Here is a 19,625-nt window from a genome sequence, read left to right as displayed (position 1 = left end):
GGGGTGTAGGGGTGTAGGGGTGTAGGGGTTTAGCAGGTAGTTTTTCTCCTCTGCTCCTCTGCTCCCCTGCTTTTTCACTCCCCAATCCCCAATCCCCAATCGCTATACTAACTGTGGGAGGCTGTTGATACTTTGTTTTACCAACTGGCTATATCATGTCCTTGTGCAAATCTCCGCTCATCGGTTTAAAAGCTGACTCGTTTCGTCATCCACTAGACCTGGAAGCTACTACATCTCTCAAGCAAATACCAGGCTTGGATATGTTGGTACGAAATTTACTAGGGCCAATGGCGGAACAAGTTTTTTATGTGGAAAATATTGCTTCAAGTGTTTTGGTAGGGGAAAAACAACTGCCTGATTTACATAAGCTGTTGTTAGAAGCTTGCAAAATTTTGGATATTGAGCCTCCCCAGTTGTATGTCAGACAACATCCGGCTCCTAATGCCTACACTTTTGCTATGCGGGGTAAGCAACCTTTTGTGGTGCTGCATACTTCCTTAATTGATATCCTAACTCCAGAGGAAATCCAGGCAGTTATTGCCCATGAATTAGGACATCTCAAGTGTGACCACAGTGTTTATCTGACACCTGTAAATTTATTAGTATTAGCAGCCTCAGCAGTCCCCAATATTGGGGCTTTTATGGCTCAAGCTATCCAGGCACAACTTTTAGAATGGGTACGTTGTGCTGAGTTTACCTGCGATCGCGCCGCATTACTAGCCACCCAAGACCCGAAAGTCGTGATGTCAGTTTTAATGAAGTTGGCTGGAGGTTCACCCACCCTAGCACCGCAGCTTAATCTGGATGCTTTTATTGACCAGGCTCGTGCTTACGACGATATTAGTAAAAACGAAATGGGGGAAATGGTTAAAGCTGCCCGTACTGCTCAATTAACCCACCCTGTACCAGTCCTCCGCGCACGAGAAATTGACAGTTGGGCAAGTAGCCAAGAATACCAATCTTTATTGCAAAATCATGGTCAGAAATACACCAGTGAAGTAGCATCAAAAGGTGGCTGGCGGAATTGGTAAGAAGGATTTGGGGATTGGTGAGCCAGCGCGGTATTATCCCAAGGGGAGAGGCTAGCGCCTGGCGAACCCTGAAGGAGTTATTAGGTATGATTTATTTTGAATTTTGTAGCGCTTGCGCTTCCCGCAGGGTATTTTGAATTTTGAATTGATTTATCCTGTTCCCTTTGCTGTATTTTTCTGTGAACATAAGATTTTTGTTATGTTACGCTTGAAATAGCGACCTGTACAGAAAGTGTGTACAGATTGAGCAAAAATGTACTGCATTCAATTTGAAAGTACACAAAGGGAGCTTTTAATACTTATGCTTTCTAACACTTACACTTACACACAAGCACGAGATCGTTTGTCTGAATTATGCGACAAAGTTACTTCAGAACGTGATTTTGTAGTTATTACACGTCGGAATGCTGAAAATGTCGCTTTAATACCTGTTGATGAGCTTTCGAGTCTTTTAGAAACTGCTCATCTTTTACGTTCCCCACGTAACGCTGAACGTTTGCTAAGGGCTTTAGATAGAGCCAAATCAGGTGTTGTGGAATCTCAAAGTTTGGATGATATTCGTAAGGAGTTAGGGCTTGACCAAAAAGAAGAGTCACAAAAACCAATCAAACGAAGAAGTTCCAGTAACTCCAAAGCAAAGAAAAACAGTATTTCAACCTGAATTTTTAGAAGACCTAAAATTTTGGGTAGAAACTAATCAACGAGTTGCCTTAAAGGCTTTGGATCTTGTCAAAGAGATTTGCCGAGATCCTTTTAACGGAAAAGGCAAGCCTGAACCTTTAAAATATTTAGATCCTGATACTTGGTCTCGTCGGTTAACACAAGAACATAGAATTGTATACCTTGTTAAAGACGATGAAATAAATTTTTTACAAGCCCGCTATCATTATTAATTGTTCAAAAATATAAAGAATTCTTCTGTATCTAAAAACTCTAAAAAACTATCTTGATAAAACGATAAAAGCTCCTTTAAAATAGCCAAGAGGAGCTTTTATTTTGTTTCGTAGTGGCGACCAGTACCAAACAGAGGGAGCGATCGCTCTGTTAAAAAAATCTTCGGTGAATAATCGCGTCTCTCCAAAGCGATTTATCATAACTGTGGTTAACTCACAACTACCACCATGACAGCTATATCCAGTCCCATCAACCTATTTGAATATGAACATTTAGCCAAAACTCATCTATCTCAGATGGCTTTTGACTACTACATTAGTGGGGCTGGGGATGAAATCACATTACAAGAGAATCGTACAGTCTTTGAACGTATCAAACTGCGTCCGCGAATGCTAGTGGATGTTAGCCAAATTAACCTCACAACCTCTGTTTTGGGACAACCTCTGCAATTACCTCTATTAATTGCACCGATGGCGTTTCAATGTTTGGCTCATGCAGAAGGTGAACTAGCCACAGCAATGGCGGCTGCATCGGCTGGGATGGGTATGGTTTTGAGTACTTTGTCTACCAAAAGTTTAGAAGAAGTAGCCGAGGTTGGTAGTAAATTTTCCGATTCCCTACAATGGTTTCAACTTTACATTCATAAAGATAGGGGTTTAACTCGCGCTCTGGTAGAAAGGGCTTATGCAGCAGGTTACAAAGCGTTATGTTTGACTGTGGACGCTCCCGTACTCGGACAACGGGAACGAGATAGACGTAATGAATTTGTGTTACCGCCAGGTCTGCATTTGGCTAATCTCACAACAATTTCCGGGTTAGATATTCCCTATGCGCCAGGAGAATCTGGGTTGTTGACCTATTTTGCTCAACAACTCAACTCGGCTTTAACATGGGATGACTTGGAATGGTTGCAGTCTTTATCTCCCCTACCGTTGGTACTGAAAGGAATTTTGCGGGGTGATGATGCGGCGCGGGCGCTGGAATGTGGAGCTAAAGCAATTGTAGTGTCCAATCATGGAGGTAGACAATTAGATGGTGCGATCGCCTCACTAGATGCCCTCTCAGAGATAGTCGCAGCCGTCAATGGTAAAGCCGAAGTCTTACTAGATGGAGGAATCCGCCGGGGTACAGATATTATCAAAGCCTTAGCAATAGGCGCTCAAGCTGTACTCATAGGTAGACCAATTTTATGGGGACTCGCAGTAGGAGGACAAGCAGGCGTATCTCACGTTATCTCTTTACTACAAAAGGAGTTAAATGTGGCAATGGCGCTGATGGGCTGTTCTCAGTTACAAGATATTGATTCTAGTTTTCTGCATTTTAAGTAAGTAAAGGAGAATTTTAATTTATTCCTTGCATTAAACTTAATTGCTGTACTATAATAGTCAAGTTGCCTCCAAGGGCGGGTGGCGAAACTGGTAGACGCACCACACTCAAAATGTGGCGACCTTGCGGTCATAGGAGTTCGATTCTCCTCCTGCCCACTGTTAACTAGATAAAAAAAAAGATGCGATTAAAAAGATGGGAATCCCCCCGCAAAGAAGGGAGAAACGACAAGGGCAGAGGCGGCTCTGCAAGAAAGCGACAACTCAAGAAACAAAGACAAATGTTACGGCAAAAGCTCAAAGAAGCTAACCAGCCAGACAAGAAACAGAATAACCAAGGTGGGGAAGATAAACAAATCTTCCCCATTTTTTTTCCCTGCGTGTGTCAGATAATTTTGAAAGAGAGACGCGATAAATCGTCGTCTCTATAAGGTTGTGCGATCGCCTATATTCAAACAGATATTTTCACCGGGATGGAAATGCGTAGACGTAGCCCGCCTTGTAGAGACGCGATTCATCGCGTCTTCTTCCTTCCCATCATTTACACAATACAAATAATTCCGAGTTTTTTGGGTTAGCAATTACATCAATGCAAAGCAATAATTGCATCAATCTTTGTATCCAGCAAAAATGTAATTATGAGTCATGACGATCCTCAACCAAAAAACAACAAACCCAAATACAAAGGTAAATATCGAATTGATTCAACCCGTTTACCAGCATGGAATTATGCTAGTGATAGTGGATATTTCATTACTATTTGCACGGATGGTAAGAAATGCTTTTTTGGTGAGGTTGTGCAGGGTGAAATGCAGCGATCGCCTATTGGAGAAATTGCTTATAAACTGTGGTGTGAGATTCCTAATCATTTTTCCAATTGCCAGATAGATGCGTTCTGCGTCATGCCTAATCATATTCATGGAATTTTGATTATTAATCAAACACAAAAAGACGCGATTCCAATACAAAAACAAGAACAAGACGCGATGAATCGCGTCTCTACAAGTCAATTGGGGGATGGGGAACGGGGCGGGGTTACTGGGTTATTTAACCCGATGTTGTCTAAGAATTCCCTTTCTAAAATTGTTAGGTGGTACAAAGGACGATGTTCGTTTGAAATTAATCAAATCTATCAAGGTTTTGGATGGCAACAAAGGTTCCATGACAACATAATTCGTGATGAATTCGCCCTAGATCGCATTAGACAATACATTATTAATAACCCAATCAATTGGGAACGCGATAGCCAACGACCACCCCATCCCCCCTTGTAGAGACGCGATTCATCGCGTCTTGTTCTTGAAATTAATTCAAAAGCCTAAAGTTTAAATTTATTTTGTTAATTTTAGTATTAGAAAGATACCCATTTTTTGACATGGGTATCTGGTGTATTATGAGGACTTTAGGATTCTCTACCCGAAGCCCAAGTATCACGCCATTTGACTGTACCTTCTTTCGCCACTACCCAGCGACGATTTAAGATATTTTCTCGCAGAGGCGATCGCCCTTCTCGCAACATGGCATATTTATAACTAATGAGTTTACCTGCGCTTTCATCAAAAGGAATCTCGGCAAACCAAGTATTAGAGTTGATATATTCCAAGGGATAGGCTTTACTAATATCCCAGTTACCCAATTCTGGACAGTCACCGACAACTACGATAGTTTCGCCTGGTTGAGTATATACGCCATTGAGTTGAACGCGGATAATGGTTTGTGCCTTCACCCGTTCGCCTACATGACTTAAAACGATGACTCCCCGTTCTTCGAGTGGTAGGTTGTAAATTTTACCGTCTTTGACCTCAAATTTATTCCGAGTCACCGCACAAGTATGTTCACCATCTGGTAAATCTGTTTGGACTTCTGGTAAAGTCACCTCTCCACCACGATTGAGGGCGACGAAGCAAACAGAAGAACGATAGCGGCGGACATAACAATAAACATCAGGTGTGAGGTATTTTTGCCACTGGCTACCCATAGAGACGGCTGGATTTAATCGCCGGATACCAGACAACAATCGGAGGTATCTATAAACCTCAGTATCAGTATCCCAATTTTCCATCATGGGGCGGTTATAGGGGTCATTACCGCCGTTAGTATCATCGTGCAGATATTGTTCTGTACCGTAATAGATACATGGAATACCCCGTGATGTCATAATCAGAGCGATCGCTACTTTCAACATCGCCGGATCAGGATTGAGGGATTGAAAGCGGGGCATATCATGGTTATCAACAAAGGTGATTAACTCCGTAGCCCCGTTGTAGCGATAATCTTGGTCAAATACTTCTTGGATGAGATGGAATCCCCCTTCTGCGCCTTGGGCTAGTGCGCCGCGAATTGCTACGCACAGTCCAAAATCAAGTAAAGTCATGCCGGAATTATTGGCAAATTCCACCGATAGATCGTCACTGGGATGATTGTAAATCCACTCACCAAAAATAAACACATCTGGTTTGTGATTATACATATCACCAGTAAATTCTTGCCAAAACCAAATCGGCATATGTTTAACAGTATCTACCCGCAGCGCATCCACACCCCGGTCTAGCCATTGCTTAATTGCAGACTTGATATAGTTTCGGTACTCAGTATTATTTTCATTAAAAGTAGCTAAACCAGCCAGTTCACAGTTTTGGACTTGCCAATCATCTTCCCAGTTCTGTACTTCACCATAGTGGTGATACCAATGATTCACATCATCATTGAAGTCGGCAATTTTTACCCCATCATCATATAATTCGCCTTTGCTACCACTAGTATCAGGACTGCTATGGTTGCAGACGATATCAAGTATAAGCTTCATTTTCCGCTTGTGTAATTCTGTAACTAAGCGGTCAAAAGTGGTATTTTTGGTTTCTTGAGTATTGTTTAAGGAAGGGTCTTCTCCATTGCCAATATAGCGAGGATTTAGCCGTTTAAAATCTTTTGTCCAATAGCCGTGCATAGCGGCATTACCAACAAATAATTCCTCGACTTGTTCAAATAAAGGAGTTAACCAAAGTGCGGTTACTCCCATATCTTTTAGATAGTCTAATTTATCAATAACTCCTTGTAAGTCGCCTCCCCAATACTTACCCCAATCTTCTCCATTTGGGTCATAAAGTTCTGGATTATAGCCTTCGCTATTTTCAGGATCGCCATCATAAAAACGATCAACTACTAGAAAGTAAATTGTTTCTTGACGAAATTCAATATCCCTAGTGTAGAGAAATTCTAAATCTATTTCTGTCTCTGGCGTAGGCGATTCGATTAATGCTTGTACCTCTGCATTAGCATTTTCGACTTTGTATTGCTCTTCGGAAAATTGTGATGGTGGTGTTTGTACCATAAAAAAATGCAGTTTTTAATGCGATATGAAGTATGTATAAACAGAGATACAAATTTTTGTATTTCCGCGTTTCCGTAAACCATAGGTATTATCTATCTAATTTTTTTTTATGCACATCTATCTTTGGGCAAGTTGTGATTAAGCTTTGCCAGAAGCCAATTTCAAGCAATATTGTCTATTAATTAGAAAAATTAAAAATATGAAATTCGCAAATAATACTACTTTTAGCTAACAATAAATATTCCTTTCGGTTCTAGTCAATTGGCTCAGTGACAAATCATGATTCTATCTGGTGCATGACTGAAAAGTGTGTAATCGATGACATTTGTTTTTGGTGATATTTTTCACAACACGTTATTTAAGGGGAGGATACTGCATGAAAATTGGCGCTCACTACTTGGGTAATGGAGAGTGTGAATTTACAGTTTGGTCTCCAACATTAAACAGCGTTGCAGTGCAAATCTTAAAACCAGAACAGCAATTAATTCCGCTTAAACCTCAAGGGGAAGGATATTGGCAGATAAAAGTAAATGATGTGTATCCGGGTACGCTTTATCGATATCAATTAAATGACCAAGAAGCCTTTGCTGACCCAGCTTCCCAATATCAACCAGAAGGAGTTCACGGAGCTTCTCAGGTGGTCGAACATCAGTTTGAATGGACAGATGAAACTTGGTCTGGTGTTCCCTTAGAATCGATGATTTTCTATGAACTTCATGTAGGGACATTCACGCCGGAAGGAACTTTTACAGCTATCATTCCTCGTTTACCAGAACTAAGGGAATTGGGTATTAACGCGATTGAACTTATGCCGATCGCTCAATTTCCGGGTGACGATCATATTGAGCCTGATTTAGCATACCGTAACTGGGGTTATGACGGCGTTTATCCGTTTGCTGTGCAAAATTCCTACGGGAGTCCTTCAGATTTAAAGCAATTTGTCAATGCTTGTCACGAAAATGGTATTGCTGTAGTGCTGGATGTGGTTTATAACCACTTTGGCCCAGAAGGTAATTACATGGGACAATTTGCGCCCTATTTTACTAGAACATATAAGACACCTTGGGGCAATGCGATGAATTTCGATGATGCCTATAGTCAAGGTGTGCGGAATTATTTTATTGAAAATGCGCTGTATTGGTTGGGGGAGTTCCACATAGATGGGTTGCGGTTGGATGCGATTCAAGCAATCTATGATTTGGGTGCAAAGCATTTCTTGCGGGAATTGGCGGAGGTTGTACATAACTTCTCCCAAGGGGGAACATGGAAACGCTATTTAATTGCTGAAAGTGACTTGAATAATCCCCAAATCATTCGTCCGGTAGAATCGGGTGGTTATGGACTTGATGCACAGTGGAGTGATGACTTTCACCACGCATTACACGCATTGTTAACAGGCGATCGCCAAGGTTATTATCAAGACTTCGGTAAGTGTGCGGATTTAGCTAAAGCTTACGCAGATACTTTTGTCTATGATTGGCGGTATGCACCACACCGTAAACGTTTTCATGGTATATCATGCCGCGATCGCCCATTATCTCAGTTTTCGGTATGTATCCAAAATCATGACCAAATAGGTAATCAAATGAAGGGGGAACGCTTATCTGAGCGGATTTCCTTTGCGGGTTTGAAGTTAGCGGCTGGTGCTGTGTTGCTATCGCCTTATTTACCGTTGTTATTTATGGGTGAAGAATATGGCGAAACTGCACCTTTTATATATTTTGTGAGTCATTCTGACCCGGATTTGATTCAAGCTGTACGTGCTGGACGCAAGGAAGAGTTTGAAGCGTTCCATTATGCGGAAGACCCACCAGACCCCGAATCGGCGGAAACTTTCCTACGTTGTAAACTCAACTGGGAATTACGGAATCAAGGTCAGCACAAGGTTTTATGGGATTGGTATCGTCAGTTAATTCATTTACGCAAAACTCATCCCGCATTGCAGAATTATGACCGCGACAGTATCGCAGCAACTAGTGATGAAGATAAGCAAATAGTTGTGGTGTGGCGTTGGTGTGAGTCTGGGGAAGTGATATTGGCGATGAATTTTAATACGTCTTTGGTGTCGCTGGTTTTACCAATTCAGCAGAGTGCGCGCAAGTTGTTAGATTCTTCTGGTTGTGGAGGGGTTGAGATGTTGTCTGTGGGGGAGGAGGTTGTTTTACAGCCTACAAGTTTGGTTTTGTATGAGGTTTAGGAGGTTTTTTAAAGCGGAGGAACACATAGGTAAGCGCGGAGTGTTTTTTGGGTTTATTAAATTAAGAGTTAAAATTTATGCGAATTCCTAAAGCTACTTATCGTATTCAGTTTACACCAGAGTTTGGGTTTGATGATGCTAGAGCGATCGCATCTTACCTGGCTGATTTAGGTATTTCTGATTTTTATGCTTCGCCGATTTTTAAGGCTAGAACTGGTAGTACACATGGTTATGATGTGGTGGATGCGTCACAACTTAATCCCCAATTAGGAACTACTGAGGCTTTTGAGGCGTTGGTGGCTAAATTACAGTCTCTGGGTCTGGGTTGGTTGCAAGATATTGTCCCGAACCACATGGCTTATAGTAGCGAAAATCCATATTTAATGGATGTGCTGGAACATGGCCCAGATTCGAGTTATACCGACTACTTTGATGTGTGTTGGAACTCTCCATTTGCTAATAGTCAGGAGCGCATCTTAGCTCCTTTATTAGGCGATTTCTATGGTGAGTCTCTAGAAAAAGGTGATATTCAACTACAATATGAGCAAAATGGTTTAACTGTTAACTATTACAGCTTAAAGTTGCCATTGCGGTTAGAATCTTACACTAAGTTTATTACCCAAAATTTAGGCAAACTTACACGTACACTGGGACGGAATCACCCTGATTTTATTAAACTTTTAGGCATTCTCTACATTCTGAAAAGTGTTCCCTCGGAAGTTGCAGGGAAACAGCGACAAGACCAAATCGCTTTTATCAAAGGTTTGATTTGGGAACTCTACACCAGTAATGATGATATCCACGCATTCATTGAGGAAAATATTCAAATATTTAATGGTAATCCAGGTAATTCTGAAAGTTTTAATTTGTTAGATGATTTGCTCAACGACCAATTCTATCGCCTCGCTTTCTGGAAAGTTGGGGCGGAAGAAATGAACTATCGCCGCTTCTTTACTGTTAACGAATTGATTTCCGTGAAAGTAGAAGAAATGCGCGTGTTTAACAATACCCATAATTTAATTCACCAATTAGTAGAACAGGGCATATTTACTGGATTAAGAATTGACCACATTGACGGACTTTATCAACCGACGCAGTATTTAGAACGTCTGCGAGAAAAGATGGGGGATGTTTATGTTACGGTTGAGAAGATTTTAGAATTAACTGAAGATTTACCAGAAAATTGGGATATTCAAGGTACGTCTGGATATGATTTTCTGAATTATATTAATGGTGTCTTTTGCCAATCAGCAAATGAATCATCGTTTGACAATATTTACCATAAATTTATTGGGAAACCTGTAGATTACCCATCCCTTGTAAATGAGAAAAAACACCTGATTTTAGAAAAGAATTTAGCGGGTGACGTGGATAACTTGGCAAGTTTACTGAAAAATATTGCCAGCAAATACCGCTATGGGAACGATTTTACATTGAATGGGTTGAAAAGAGCGATCGCCACAGTTCTGACCCTATTCCCCATTTACCGCACTTATATCACCCCCGATGGGATTGGAGATAGCGATAAAGCCTGCATTCAAGGAGTCATCGAGGCTGCGAAAAAACAAGTACCTCTATTGCAGCATGAGATGAAATTTATAGAAAAAGTCATGCTGCTGGAGTTCGATGATTCTCTTAACCAAACAGAACGGGAACAGTGGATATATTTTGTTTTGCGGATGCAGCAATACAGTGGGCCTCTCATGGCTAAAGGTGTAGAAGATACTACCTTATATGTCTACAACCGTCTGCTTTCCTTGAATGAAGTAGGCGGAAATCCCAGCCATTTCGGTATTACTGTCGATAAATTCCATCACTTTAACCAACAACACCAAGCTAACTGGCCTCACACCATGAACGCCACAGCCACCCATGACACAAAGCGCGGTGAAGATGTGAGAGCAAGGTTAAATGTGTTGTCGGAGATTCCCCAGGAGTGGGAAGAACAGGTAAATCAATGGAGCCAACTTAATCAGATACATCGTAGCAATAACCAACCCGATCGCAATGACGAATATTTTCTCTATCAAACTCTGGTAGGTGCGTTTCCCTTTGCAGAACACGAACAAGGGTCTTTTGTCCAGAGAGTGCAAGACTACATGATTAAAGCCATTCGGGAAGCAAAAGTACATACTGCATGGTTGCGTCCCGATAATGAGTACGAAGAAGCTTGTACCTCTTTTATTCAGAAAGTACTTGACCCAAACTTATCACGGCAATTTTTACAAACTTTTCGCCCCTTTCAAGAAAAAATAGCCGAATATGGCATATTTAATTCTCTTTCCCAAACTCTCTTGAAAATTGCTGCTCCTGGTGTACCCGACTTCTACCAAGGAACAGAACTCTGGGACTTAAGCTTAGTTGACCCCGACAACCGTCGCCCCGTAGATTTTGAATCACGCCGTGGATATTTAAACACCATCCAAGAGCAAAGCAAAACCGATATTCTCGGCTTAATTTCCGAACTACTCCATCAAAAAACCGACGGTAGAATCAAACTATTTTTAACACTCCAAGCCCTCAAAGCCAGAACACAATACCTTGCATTATTCCAAGACGGCGAATATCTCCCGTTAGAAGTTCACGGAACCCACGCCAACCATATCATCGCATTTGCCAGACAAAAAGGTGAGCAAACAGCGATCGCCATCGCCCCCCGCTTCCTCACTACCCTCACCCCCCCAGGAAAACCCCCACTAGGCGAAATCTGGCAAGATACTCACCTAAAACTCCCCCCCCAAACCTGGTACAACCCCCTCACCCACCAAACCCTACAAACCGAAGACACCCTACCCATCGCCCAAGCCCTAAACCACTTCCCCGTAGCCCTGTTAATCGCCGAATAACTCTTTTTCCTCTTTTCTTTGCGCCTTCGCGCCTCTGCGTGAGAAAAAACCCATGACCAAACACACCGTCAGAACCTACATCAAACAAACCTGGAAAACCCTCACCCGCTCCCATCAACATTTACTAGAATCCGCCCAAGACACCAAACTAGAACACCAACCCAACACCCCTTGGATTATCTACATCTCCCCCCAAGAAGACTGTAATACAGTCAAGTCCGTATTAGAGCGATCGCTTTCGACAAAAGAGATGCAGCAAATAGAAATTCGCACCTTACCCAGCGAAGTTGAAGCCATCCAAGAACACGGATTGTTATATCTCCCAGGCCCTTACGTCGTCCCTGGCGGTCGTTTTAATGAAATGTATGGTTGGGATAGCTATTTTATTTTGCTTGGACTGTTGCAAGATGAAGAATGGGAACTAGCTCAAAGTCAAGTTGATCAGCTACTTTACCAAGTCCAGCATTACGGTACAATCCTCAACGCCAACCGTACTTATATGCTGACGCGATCGCAACCCCCCGTCCTGAGTATGATGGTCTTGGCGTTATTCCAACACACCCAAGACCAAGCATGGCTGAAATCAACCCTGCCATTGCTGGAACAGTTTTATTACTACTGGGTAGTACCACCGCATCTAAACTCAGCCACAGGCTTATCTCGATACTACGCTTTAGGCGAAGGCCCAGCACCAGAAGTATTATTTTCCGAGCTAGATGAAGCCGGACGCAGCCACTACGAACGCGTCAAGGAATATTACAAAACATTTGAGATTGATGACTATGATGTGAGTTTGTTTTATGACTCAGAAAAAGACGAACTCACAGACTTATTTTACAAAGGCGATCGCTCCATGCGCGAGTCTGGTTTTGATATCACCAACCGCTTTGGCCCCTTCAGCGTTGATATCGTCCATTATGCGCCTGTCTGTCTGAACAGCCTGCTTTATCAAATGGAGCAAGACTTGACGCAAATTCACAAGATTTTAGATAATCCAGAACTTGCAGAACAATGGAGCGATCGCGCTAATATCCGCCGTGAGCGTATCAATCAATACCTGTGGGATGAAGAAAAAGGAATTTATTTAGACTATCACTTCTACAGTGGCAAACGCCGTCATTATGAATTTGCCACCACCTTCTATCCCCTGTGGACAGGATTATCCTCCCCAGAACAAGCCCAACGCATTGTAGAAAATCTTTCTTTATTTACAGCCCCAGGAGGAATCTTCACCAGCACACACGTGACGGGGAACCAATGGGACGCACCTTTTGGCTGGGCCCCACTCACCTTAATTGCAGTCCAAGGACTTTATCGTTACGGATATCGCGCTGAGGGTGATGATATTGCTCACAAGTTCCTAACTATGGCGATTCAAGAATTTACGAAATATGGCTTTTTTGTAGAAAAATACGATGTAGAGCGCTGTTCTGCTCAAGTTTCCGACGAAATTTGCTTTGGCTATAGTTCTAACGAGATAGGTTTTGGTTGGACGAACGGAGTCATTTTAGAACTATTGGCTAAACTTGACGATTCATGAGGGCTGAGTGTGAATTACAAATTCAGGAAACTGGCGCTTTAACGCGGAAAAAACTGGACACGGGGCTTGTTCTTGTAAATTCTCTGGTTTACTCCAAGTAAAGGGGGCTTTTTGTGCCGCAGACATCCACAATAATTGCTTTGCCCTCGTCATCGCCACATATAGTAAACGATATTCTTCAGCCGTTTTCAGGTGTTTTGCTTGTTCCCAAGCTGACGTTACTTCCGGTATCCCAGTTTCACCATGAAGCGCAGCGCGAATCTGGGCGCGGGCAACTTCTGATAAAGTAAAGTCACCCAAAAACTGGCTTTGGGGCGGAACCCAAAATCTACCAGGAATTAAGTTTTCGTGGAGGAAGGGGATAAAAACATAGTTCCAGTCCAGCCCCTTGGCTTTGTGCATGGTGATAATCGTCAATTGACCATTGCGGGTGTAACGGGCTTCCGAATCATCGGTTTCCACTGGTTCAAAACGTTCGGAATTGACGATTTCACTTAAGGCGGAAAGCATAGCCCCCATTGAGTTGTTACCAGCTATTTGCTTGTTTACCCGTTCCGAAAGTTTATCAGCAGTCGCCAGTTCCGCTTGGTCATAATTTAAGGTCAGGGCGAGGAAAGAAATAATCTGATATAAAGGCAATTCCAAACGTGCGCGCAGTAAGCTACGACAAAGATGAGCAGCTTTTTGGACTACTTCTGACTGGGGTGCAGCTAAGGGGCCGGGATACAAAAATTCTTCTGGTAGACTAGCCAAGGCGTTGAGGTCTTGAGTCGGAATTAATTGGCGCTTTACCAATGCTTCTAAGGCTGCTTTGAGATAATCGGGGGAATGGGGGCGATCGCAAAATTGCAATAACGCTAAAATTTCTTGAGGAACATGAGAACGGCGATCGCTTTCTCCCACATCAAATAGTGTAATATTATGCTCTTTACACTTAGGTTCTAACGCCTCTGCCAACCAACGTCCTTGGCGATTCTCCCGCACTAACACCGCCGCACTCTTGCCCATATCTTCGGTTAATAACTCAACCACCCTTTGAGATAGCAATTCGACAGTGTGATAAATATCACGGGGTGTGTGTAATTCTAATCCCCTACCTACTGGTGCTGGGTTAACATCAGTTTGATGGACAGGACGTATTGTTTGCAGACTAAAGGGCGTGGACAAAGGAACATGGGGAGACTTTTGATTTTTGGCAACGTAAGCACTATTTACCCATTCCAGCGCAAAGTTAGCTGCTGCAATAATCATGGCAGTACTACGACCAGCTTGATCCATTGTCGCTAGTCTAAGAGAGCGATCGCATTCTTGACAAAATTCCCGAAAATAAATTGGATCAGCCGGGGTAAAAGTAGAGTTAATTGCTTGGTTGGGGTCGCCGACGCGGATTAAGTTGACTGTTGACTGTTGACTGTTGACTGTTGATTGTTGACTATTGACTATTGACTGTTGACTATTGACTATTGACTGTTGACTATTGACTATTGACTGTTGACTAGCTGCTAGATCACTTGCCAAAATCTCTAATAACTGTGTTTGCAAGGGGCTAGAATCTTGGGCTTCGTCTTCAAAGACGGCGAAAACTTGGTTTTGCTCAATGCGTCGGGCGCTGTCGTTTTCGAGGACGCGTAGGGCGGCTAAAATCATGTCGTCGTAGTCGATGAAGTCGCGCGATCGCATCAGGTTTTGATACTGTTCGTATAAACCCGCCGCTATTGTTAAAATCTCGTAAGCGTCTGTAGTTTCTTGACTCCATTGCCGTAGTTGCTCTGGTGATATACCAGAACTTTTGGCTTCATGAATCACGGTAGTTGCCAAATCTGGTAAAATTTCCGTCCGCAATACTGACTGGCGACGTAACCTTTCTGTTTCTTCACCATCAAATTGCTGTCCTTCCAATAACCGCAAATAAAGCCGGGGATGATTATTAATCCATTGCTCAACTGCGGTACGAATAAAACGATGGCTTTGGTTAGGGGTAATGAGGGTGACATTTTCTAACTCTAACCCCGACAAATCAGGATGACGACTGGCAATATTCAACGCCAAACCGTGCAGAGTATAAACAGCAAAACCAGTTTGCGGTAAGGATAATTGCTTTAGATAGTGACGAATTTTTGCTTTTATATTGGCAGCCGCCGAGCGAGTAAAAGTAACTACCACCAACTGACGACGAGAAGATGTGCGCGACTCCGCCGCCTGCTGATACTGACGAGCAATAGCGATCGCCGCCGCCGCCGCCATCCCCGTAGATTTACCAGCACCAGGTACAGCCGATACCGCCAAAGGCCCCGATTTCCAGTCAGCCATTTGTTGTTGTCCTGGGCGCAGAGTACTGCGAATTAGAGCAATTCTCTCCTGCAAAAGCGCAACGAATGACGGTTGGGATACTGATACAGTGGCAGTAACATTAGTGTCTGACATATCAATTCAAAATTTAAAATAGCCTACAGCATCGCGTAGCGTCTCGTAGAGAAGGCTTACGCCAACAAAACTCAAAATTAAGAAATAATTACTCAGAACATTGCTCAACGCCCTGCTACTGTTGCTAGCGCTGCTACACTCGCTTTACAGCACTTAAATTATTCGTCAATTTGCCACGAGTCCTTAGTTACATTTTCATCCAAAATTTTTCGCGGACGAACTAGAATAATCACTTTTCCCAATATGGGAAACTCTGGTTCGGTTTCAAACCACTGAAAATCTAACTCGCCATCGTGATCTACGACAAAATAACTAAAATCATTCCATTCCCGTTGAGAACGATCTACCACCACTAATACAGGCCCAGGCTCAGTTTGATTCTGTTTAGGAAAGCGATCGCTCGTAGCTAAAATTGTTACTGGGTCTTCTGCTGCTAACAAAACTTGCCAACCAGGTAAAGCTACCCAAGCTTGTTCACCAGAAAATTTCACTAAGCGAAATGGCTCAATTTCTGCCACGAAGGGAACAGCTTTAAGTTCTTGGGCTTTTAAAGGTAACTCACCCACGACAGGAACAATCCGGGGTAACTCATCTTCTGTATCGAAGCGGAAAAAGGGCGGAATGGGAGCCGGACGCTTAGAAACAACAGTAAAATCTACTAGTAATTGTTCGATTTGTTTCCTAGCTGTTTCGCTGTGAGCAAAACGTAACCCTTTGGCAATGAGACGCGATCGCTCTTGCAAATCTGAGTATTGCCGTGCTAATTTCCAAGCTTGATAGGCAACTGCATCCCCAGGATGGTTAGAGAATCCTTCGGGTAAGATGCGGAAACGAGAGAAATCTTTAATCGCTTTGGCTACTTCCCGCGCTTCATCTGCATCGACTTTATGAGTAAAAGTCAAGTCACCCGCCGCCGCTCGTTCTTCATGGGTCAGCAAACGTAACTCATATAAAACATCACTTCCCCGTGTAGCATAGTGGGCTAAAGTGGCTGCTGATGCTCCTGCTTTTTCTAAAGAATTATAAACTTGAGAACCAACAATTACCTGATTTTGTTGTACTGGTTCAAATCCAGTTGCCTCAAAAATATCTTGAGGATTGTAACCAGATTTTTGTAGAGAGGCGATCGCCTGACCCCATTCCACCCAATTACCTTGTTTTTGTCTTAACTTTCGTAACAATTCTTGTGCCAATTCATTGCTAGTGTTCTCTGGATTAGGAGCATTGGGTGGTAATTCAGTCATATTGCAATTCAAGATTCAACAAAATGTTTTTGTAGCGTTTCGTAGAGAAGAAATGGTAGCAGTGCTGAGATTATAGATTTTGAATAAGACACAATTTAAACGCTCATCAGCTTAACTTTATACTGCATCAGTAAATCTTATTGTAATCTTTAACAGCTAACTATCTCTACACTCTACCGCCAAATATGTTTTTGAGTTATGAATATTACTCATTACAGTAGGGAAAACTATATCAGCAAATTCCCGCAAGGCTTGGTAAGGATAATCTACTAAGCTTGTATGGAATCTAACAATATAAAAATATTTACAGGTAGTAACTTATGGCTGATGCTGTTACCGAAATTCAGACTGGTCGTCGTCAATCGGCAACTTTAGAACGAGCAAAAAAACTGAAAATTTTAGTAGTTGACGATGAGCCAGATAATTTAGACTTGCTTTATCGCACTTTTCGCCGAGATTTTAATGTCCTCAAAGCTGATAGCGGATTAAGTGCCTTAGAAGTATTGGCCGCAGAAGGAGAAGTAGCGGTTATTATCTCCGATCAGCGAATGCCAGAAATGAAAGGAACTGAGTTTTTGAGTAAAACTGTGCCTCAGTTCCCCGATACAGTGAGAATCATTCTGACTGGTTTTACCGATATTGAAGACTTGGTAGAGGCGATTAATGCTGGGCAAGTCTACAAGTATATTACTAAGCCTTGGGATCCTGGCGAACTGAAAGCAGTTGTCCAGAGGGCAGCAGAAACCTATGATTTGCTCAAGCAAAGGACGGAAGAATTGCGCCGTGCTAACGCCCAAATGTCACTGTTAACAGTGTTGGTGCAGGTGACACAAGCCTCAAATAGTTTAGAAGCAATTCTGACACCCATTGCCACGGCATTTGCTGAAAGTTTTACCGTCAATGCTTGTATTTTGCAAATGTTAGAAGGCCAGACTCTAAGCACAATACAAGGCTTTTACAGTCAGGAAGGCACTGTCAACAACTGGCTAAATCAAGACCCACTGACCAACGAAGCGATCGCTACTGGTCAAATTCAGTTAGCTGCCAATATTGCCAAAGACCCCAAATTAGCCGGCATCAGCCAATATCAAGATCACGGTATCCAAGCCCATGTAGTCATCCCCATTACCTACCGCAATGAGATGTTAGGTATACTGTCCCTCCAGTGGCAAAAACCAATCTCTCTACGGGAAGATGAATTAACACTCATCCATCTATCAGCCCAATTGGTAGCGATCGCCCTGGCTAGTAGTCGCTGTAGTCTATAGTCCCTGATATAGTCAAGCCAATTCACAGTTCGCAGTTCGCAATTATCAAGTAGCTGCGAACTGCGTCCGCGTTAGTCTTTCCTACAGAGTGCTACCGCGTTCACCAATTGCGATACTGCGAATTATTTCGGTCAATAATTGCCAACAGAATTGTTATACTGCTGACTTTTCACCACCATTTTCTATATAACGCCGTAAAACTGCATTGATTAAAGCTTTGTATTCTCCATCTTGAGCTTTAAACCACTTCAAAATATCTGGCTCAATCTGTACTAGTCTTTGTGCTTGAGATGCAGGAATCCTTAACGTAGCTTTTTCAAAGAAATCTTCTGTTAATGGTGGGATGTCAGAGTAATCAATCCCTTCATCTTCCATTGTCTCAAGTGCAGCCCAGTTAGTACGAGAGGTATTGTTCAAATCTTTGTCGCTCATACCGATTTGCCCTTCGTGCTGAAATTATCCGAATTACTTCATTTTGTCGTTCTGTCCACACAACAACCGCTATCCCGTTACCGAGAAAACCAATACCTAACCAACGGTCTTCACCGTAGTCAAAACGATCATCTAACTCAACGAACATTGAACTCTCAAACATCTCCGGGACATCAGCGAAATCAATTTCGTGTTTACGAATATTTTCTAGATTTTTCGCTTCATCCCATTCAAACCGCATGAAAGTTTATATAACGCCATAATTATTGTGCATTCTACCTCATCTTATGGTTGACTGTTGACTAATGACTATGGACTAATGACCATTGACTAATGACAAACGAAATTCGTGCTATTTTTGACCGCATTGCCCCCGTCTACGACCAGTTGAATGATTGGCTAAGTCTAGGACAGCATCGCATTTGGAAAGAAATGGCGATTAAATGGACTGGGGCTAAACCAGGAGATACTTGCTTAGATTTATGTTGCGGGAGTGGGGATTTAGCCCTACGTCTAGCACGGCGTGTAGGCTCAACAGGCCAAGTATATGGTGTGGATTTCTCTGCTAACCTGCTAGAAACTGCTAAACAACGCGCCCAATCACAATACCCCCAACCTAACATCTCTTGGGTGGAAGCCAATGTCTTGGATTTACCTTTTGAGGATAATCAATTCGATGCGGCGACAATGGGCTACGGTTTAAGAAATGTCACAGATATTCCCCGTAGCCTGCAAGAACTACACCGCGTACTCAAACCCAATACAAAAGCAGCCATTTTAGATTTTCATCGCCCCAACAATCAACAGTTCCGCACCTTTCAGCAGTGGTACTTAGATAGTATAGTTGTACCACTAGCCGATCGCTTGGGAGTCAAAGAAGAATATGCTTATATCAGCCCCAGCTTAGACCGCTTCCCCATTGGCAAAGAGCAAGTAGAAATAGCCCGTCAAGTTGGTTTTACCTCAGCCACACACTACCCCATTGCGAACGGTATGATGGGAGTATTGATAATTAGTAAATAGGTAATTGGTAATTGGTAAATGGTGATTGCTAAACGGGAATTGGTAATTAATGGTTAGACAAACTATTACC

Annotated in this window: 17 protein-coding genes and 1 tRNA gene; 13 read left to right on the top strand and 5 right to left on the bottom strand. The window is 42.6% G+C overall.

Going from position 1 to position 19,625, the window contains the following annotated elements; genetic code table 11:
* Positions 1-155 precede the first annotated feature (155 nt).
* From H6G14_RS02425 to H6G14_RS02395, 8 genes are all read left to right on the top strand, one after another.
* On the top strand, positions 156-1,031 hold the full coding sequence (locus H6G14_RS02425) for a M48 family metallopeptidase (RefSeq protein ID WP_190565566.1): 876 nt from the start codon (positions 156-158) through the stop codon (positions 1,029-1,031).
* Positions 1,032-1,284: 253 nt separating this feature from the next.
* On the top strand, positions 1,285-1,692 hold the full coding sequence (locus H6G14_RS02420) for a type II toxin-antitoxin system Phd/YefM family antitoxin (RefSeq protein ID WP_338421177.1): 408 nt from the start codon (positions 1,285-1,287) through the stop codon (positions 1,690-1,692).
* Positions 1,607-1,924 (top strand): Txe/YoeB family addiction module toxin, encoded by a 318-nt coding sequence (locus H6G14_RS02415; RefSeq protein WP_190565565.1) that lies wholly within the window; start codon positions 1,607-1,609, stop codon positions 1,922-1,924. The genes H6G14_RS02420 and H6G14_RS02415 overlap by 86 nt, the downstream gene beginning before the upstream one ends.
* Positions 1,925-2,027: 103 nt before the next feature.
* Entirely contained in the window at positions 2,028-2,156 is a 129-nt protein-coding gene (locus tag H6G14_RS33965) for a hypothetical protein (RefSeq protein ID WP_277884297.1), read from the top strand.
* Positions 2,153-3,253, top strand: coding sequence for an alpha-hydroxy acid oxidase (locus H6G14_RS02410; RefSeq protein WP_190565564.1), 1,101 nt, complete (start codon positions 2,153-2,155; stop codon positions 3,251-3,253). Before H6G14_RS33965 ends, H6G14_RS02410 begins: the two co-directional genes overlap by 4 nt.
* Positions 3,254-3,325: 72 nt before the next feature.
* A tRNA-Leu gene (locus H6G14_RS02405) sits at positions 3,326-3,409 on the top strand.
* 23 nt (positions 3,410-3,432) lie between these two features.
* Complete coding sequence (locus tag H6G14_RS02400) at positions 3,433-3,681, top strand: hypothetical protein (protein ID WP_190565563.1); 249 nt, start codon at positions 3,433-3,435, stop codon at positions 3,679-3,681.
* 207 nt (positions 3,682-3,888) lie between these two features.
* Complete coding sequence (locus tag H6G14_RS02395) at positions 3,889-4,524, top strand: transposase (RefSeq protein ID WP_190565562.1); 636 nt, start codon at positions 3,889-3,891, stop codon at positions 4,522-4,524.
* A gap of 128 nt (positions 4,525-4,652) precedes the next feature.
* Here the strand turns inward: H6G14_RS02395 and H6G14_RS02390 are convergent, their stop codons facing one another.
* Positions 4,653-6,581 carry an alpha-amylase family glycosyl hydrolase gene (locus H6G14_RS02390; RefSeq protein WP_190565561.1) on the bottom strand — a complete coding sequence of 643 codons (1,929 nt, stop codon included), beginning with the start codon at positions 6,579-6,581 and terminating at the stop codon, positions 4,653-4,655.
* Between the two features lie 376 nt (positions 6,582-6,957).
* Here H6G14_RS02390 and treZ point away from each other — a divergent pair, with 376 nt between their 5' ends.
* The 3 genes from treZ to H6G14_RS02375 all read left to right on the top strand — a co-directional run bounded on the left by treZ (position 6,958) and on the right by H6G14_RS02375 (position 13,164).
* Positions 6,958-8,778: a malto-oligosyltrehalose trehalohydrolase gene (treZ, locus tag H6G14_RS02385; protein ID WP_190565560.1), complete on the top strand. Its 1,821-nt coding sequence runs from the start codon at positions 6,958-6,960 to the stop codon at positions 8,776-8,778.
* Positions 8,779-8,855: 77 nt separating this feature from the next.
* Positions 8,856-11,624 carry a malto-oligosyltrehalose synthase gene (gene treY / locus H6G14_RS02380; RefSeq protein WP_190565559.1) on the top strand — a complete coding sequence of 923 codons (2,769 nt, stop codon included), beginning with the start codon at positions 8,856-8,858 and terminating at the stop codon, positions 11,622-11,624.
* A gap of 52 nt (positions 11,625-11,676) precedes the next feature.
* Positions 11,677-13,164: a trehalase family glycosidase gene (locus tag H6G14_RS02375; protein WP_190565558.1), complete on the top strand. Its 1,488-nt coding sequence runs from the start codon at positions 11,677-11,679 to the stop codon at positions 13,162-13,164.
* Here the strand turns inward: H6G14_RS02375 and H6G14_RS02370 are convergent.
* Positions 13,159-15,588, bottom strand: coding sequence for an ATP-dependent helicase (locus H6G14_RS02370; protein WP_190565557.1), 2,430 nt, complete (start codon positions 15,586-15,588; stop codon positions 13,159-13,161). The two genes, H6G14_RS02375 and H6G14_RS02370, sit on opposite strands and share 6 nt — an antisense overlap.
* 158 nt (positions 15,589-15,746) lie before the next feature.
* Positions 15,747-16,832, bottom strand: coding sequence for a RuBisCO accumulation factor 1 (locus tag H6G14_RS02365; protein WP_190565556.1), 1,086 nt, complete (start codon positions 16,830-16,832; stop codon positions 15,747-15,749).
* A 320-nt stretch (positions 16,833-17,152) separates the two neighbouring features.
* On the opposite strand from H6G14_RS02365, the gene H6G14_RS02360 reads away from it, so the two are divergent.
* Positions 17,153-18,100: a response regulator gene (locus H6G14_RS02360; RefSeq protein ID WP_190565555.1), complete on the top strand. Its 948-nt coding sequence runs from the start codon at positions 17,153-17,155 to the stop codon at positions 18,098-18,100.
* Between the two features lie 153 nt (positions 18,101-18,253).
* Here H6G14_RS02360 and H6G14_RS02355 read toward each other — a convergent pair whose 3' ends face one another.
* Entirely contained in the window at positions 18,254-18,532 is a 279-nt protein-coding gene (locus H6G14_RS02355; protein ID WP_190565554.1) for a BrnA antitoxin family protein, read from the bottom strand.
* A complete protein-coding gene (locus tag H6G14_RS02350) occupies positions 18,495-18,773 on the bottom strand; it encodes a BrnT family toxin (protein ID WP_190565553.1) in 279 nt (92 codons plus the stop codon). The genes H6G14_RS02355 and H6G14_RS02350 overlap by 38 nt, the downstream gene beginning before the upstream one ends.
* A gap of 92 nt (positions 18,774-18,865) precedes the next feature.
* On the opposite strand from H6G14_RS02350, the gene ubiE reads away from it, so the two are divergent.
* Positions 18,866-19,555, top strand: a complete 690-nt coding sequence (gene ubiE, locus H6G14_RS02345; protein ID WP_190565552.1) for a bifunctional demethylmenaquinone methyltransferase/2-methoxy-6-polyprenyl-1,4-benzoquinol methylase UbiE — start codon at positions 18,866-18,868, stop codon at positions 19,553-19,555.
* Positions 19,556-19,625: the final 70 nt, after the last annotated feature.

This window comes from Nostoc parmelioides FACHB-3921 (assembly GCF_014696625.1).
GTDB lineage: Bacteria > Cyanobacteriota > Cyanobacteriia > Cyanobacteriales > Nostocaceae > Trichormus > Trichormus parmelioides.
The sequence above is the reverse complement of the archived record's forward strand: the minus strand, read 5'-3'. Positions and strand labels throughout refer to the sequence as shown.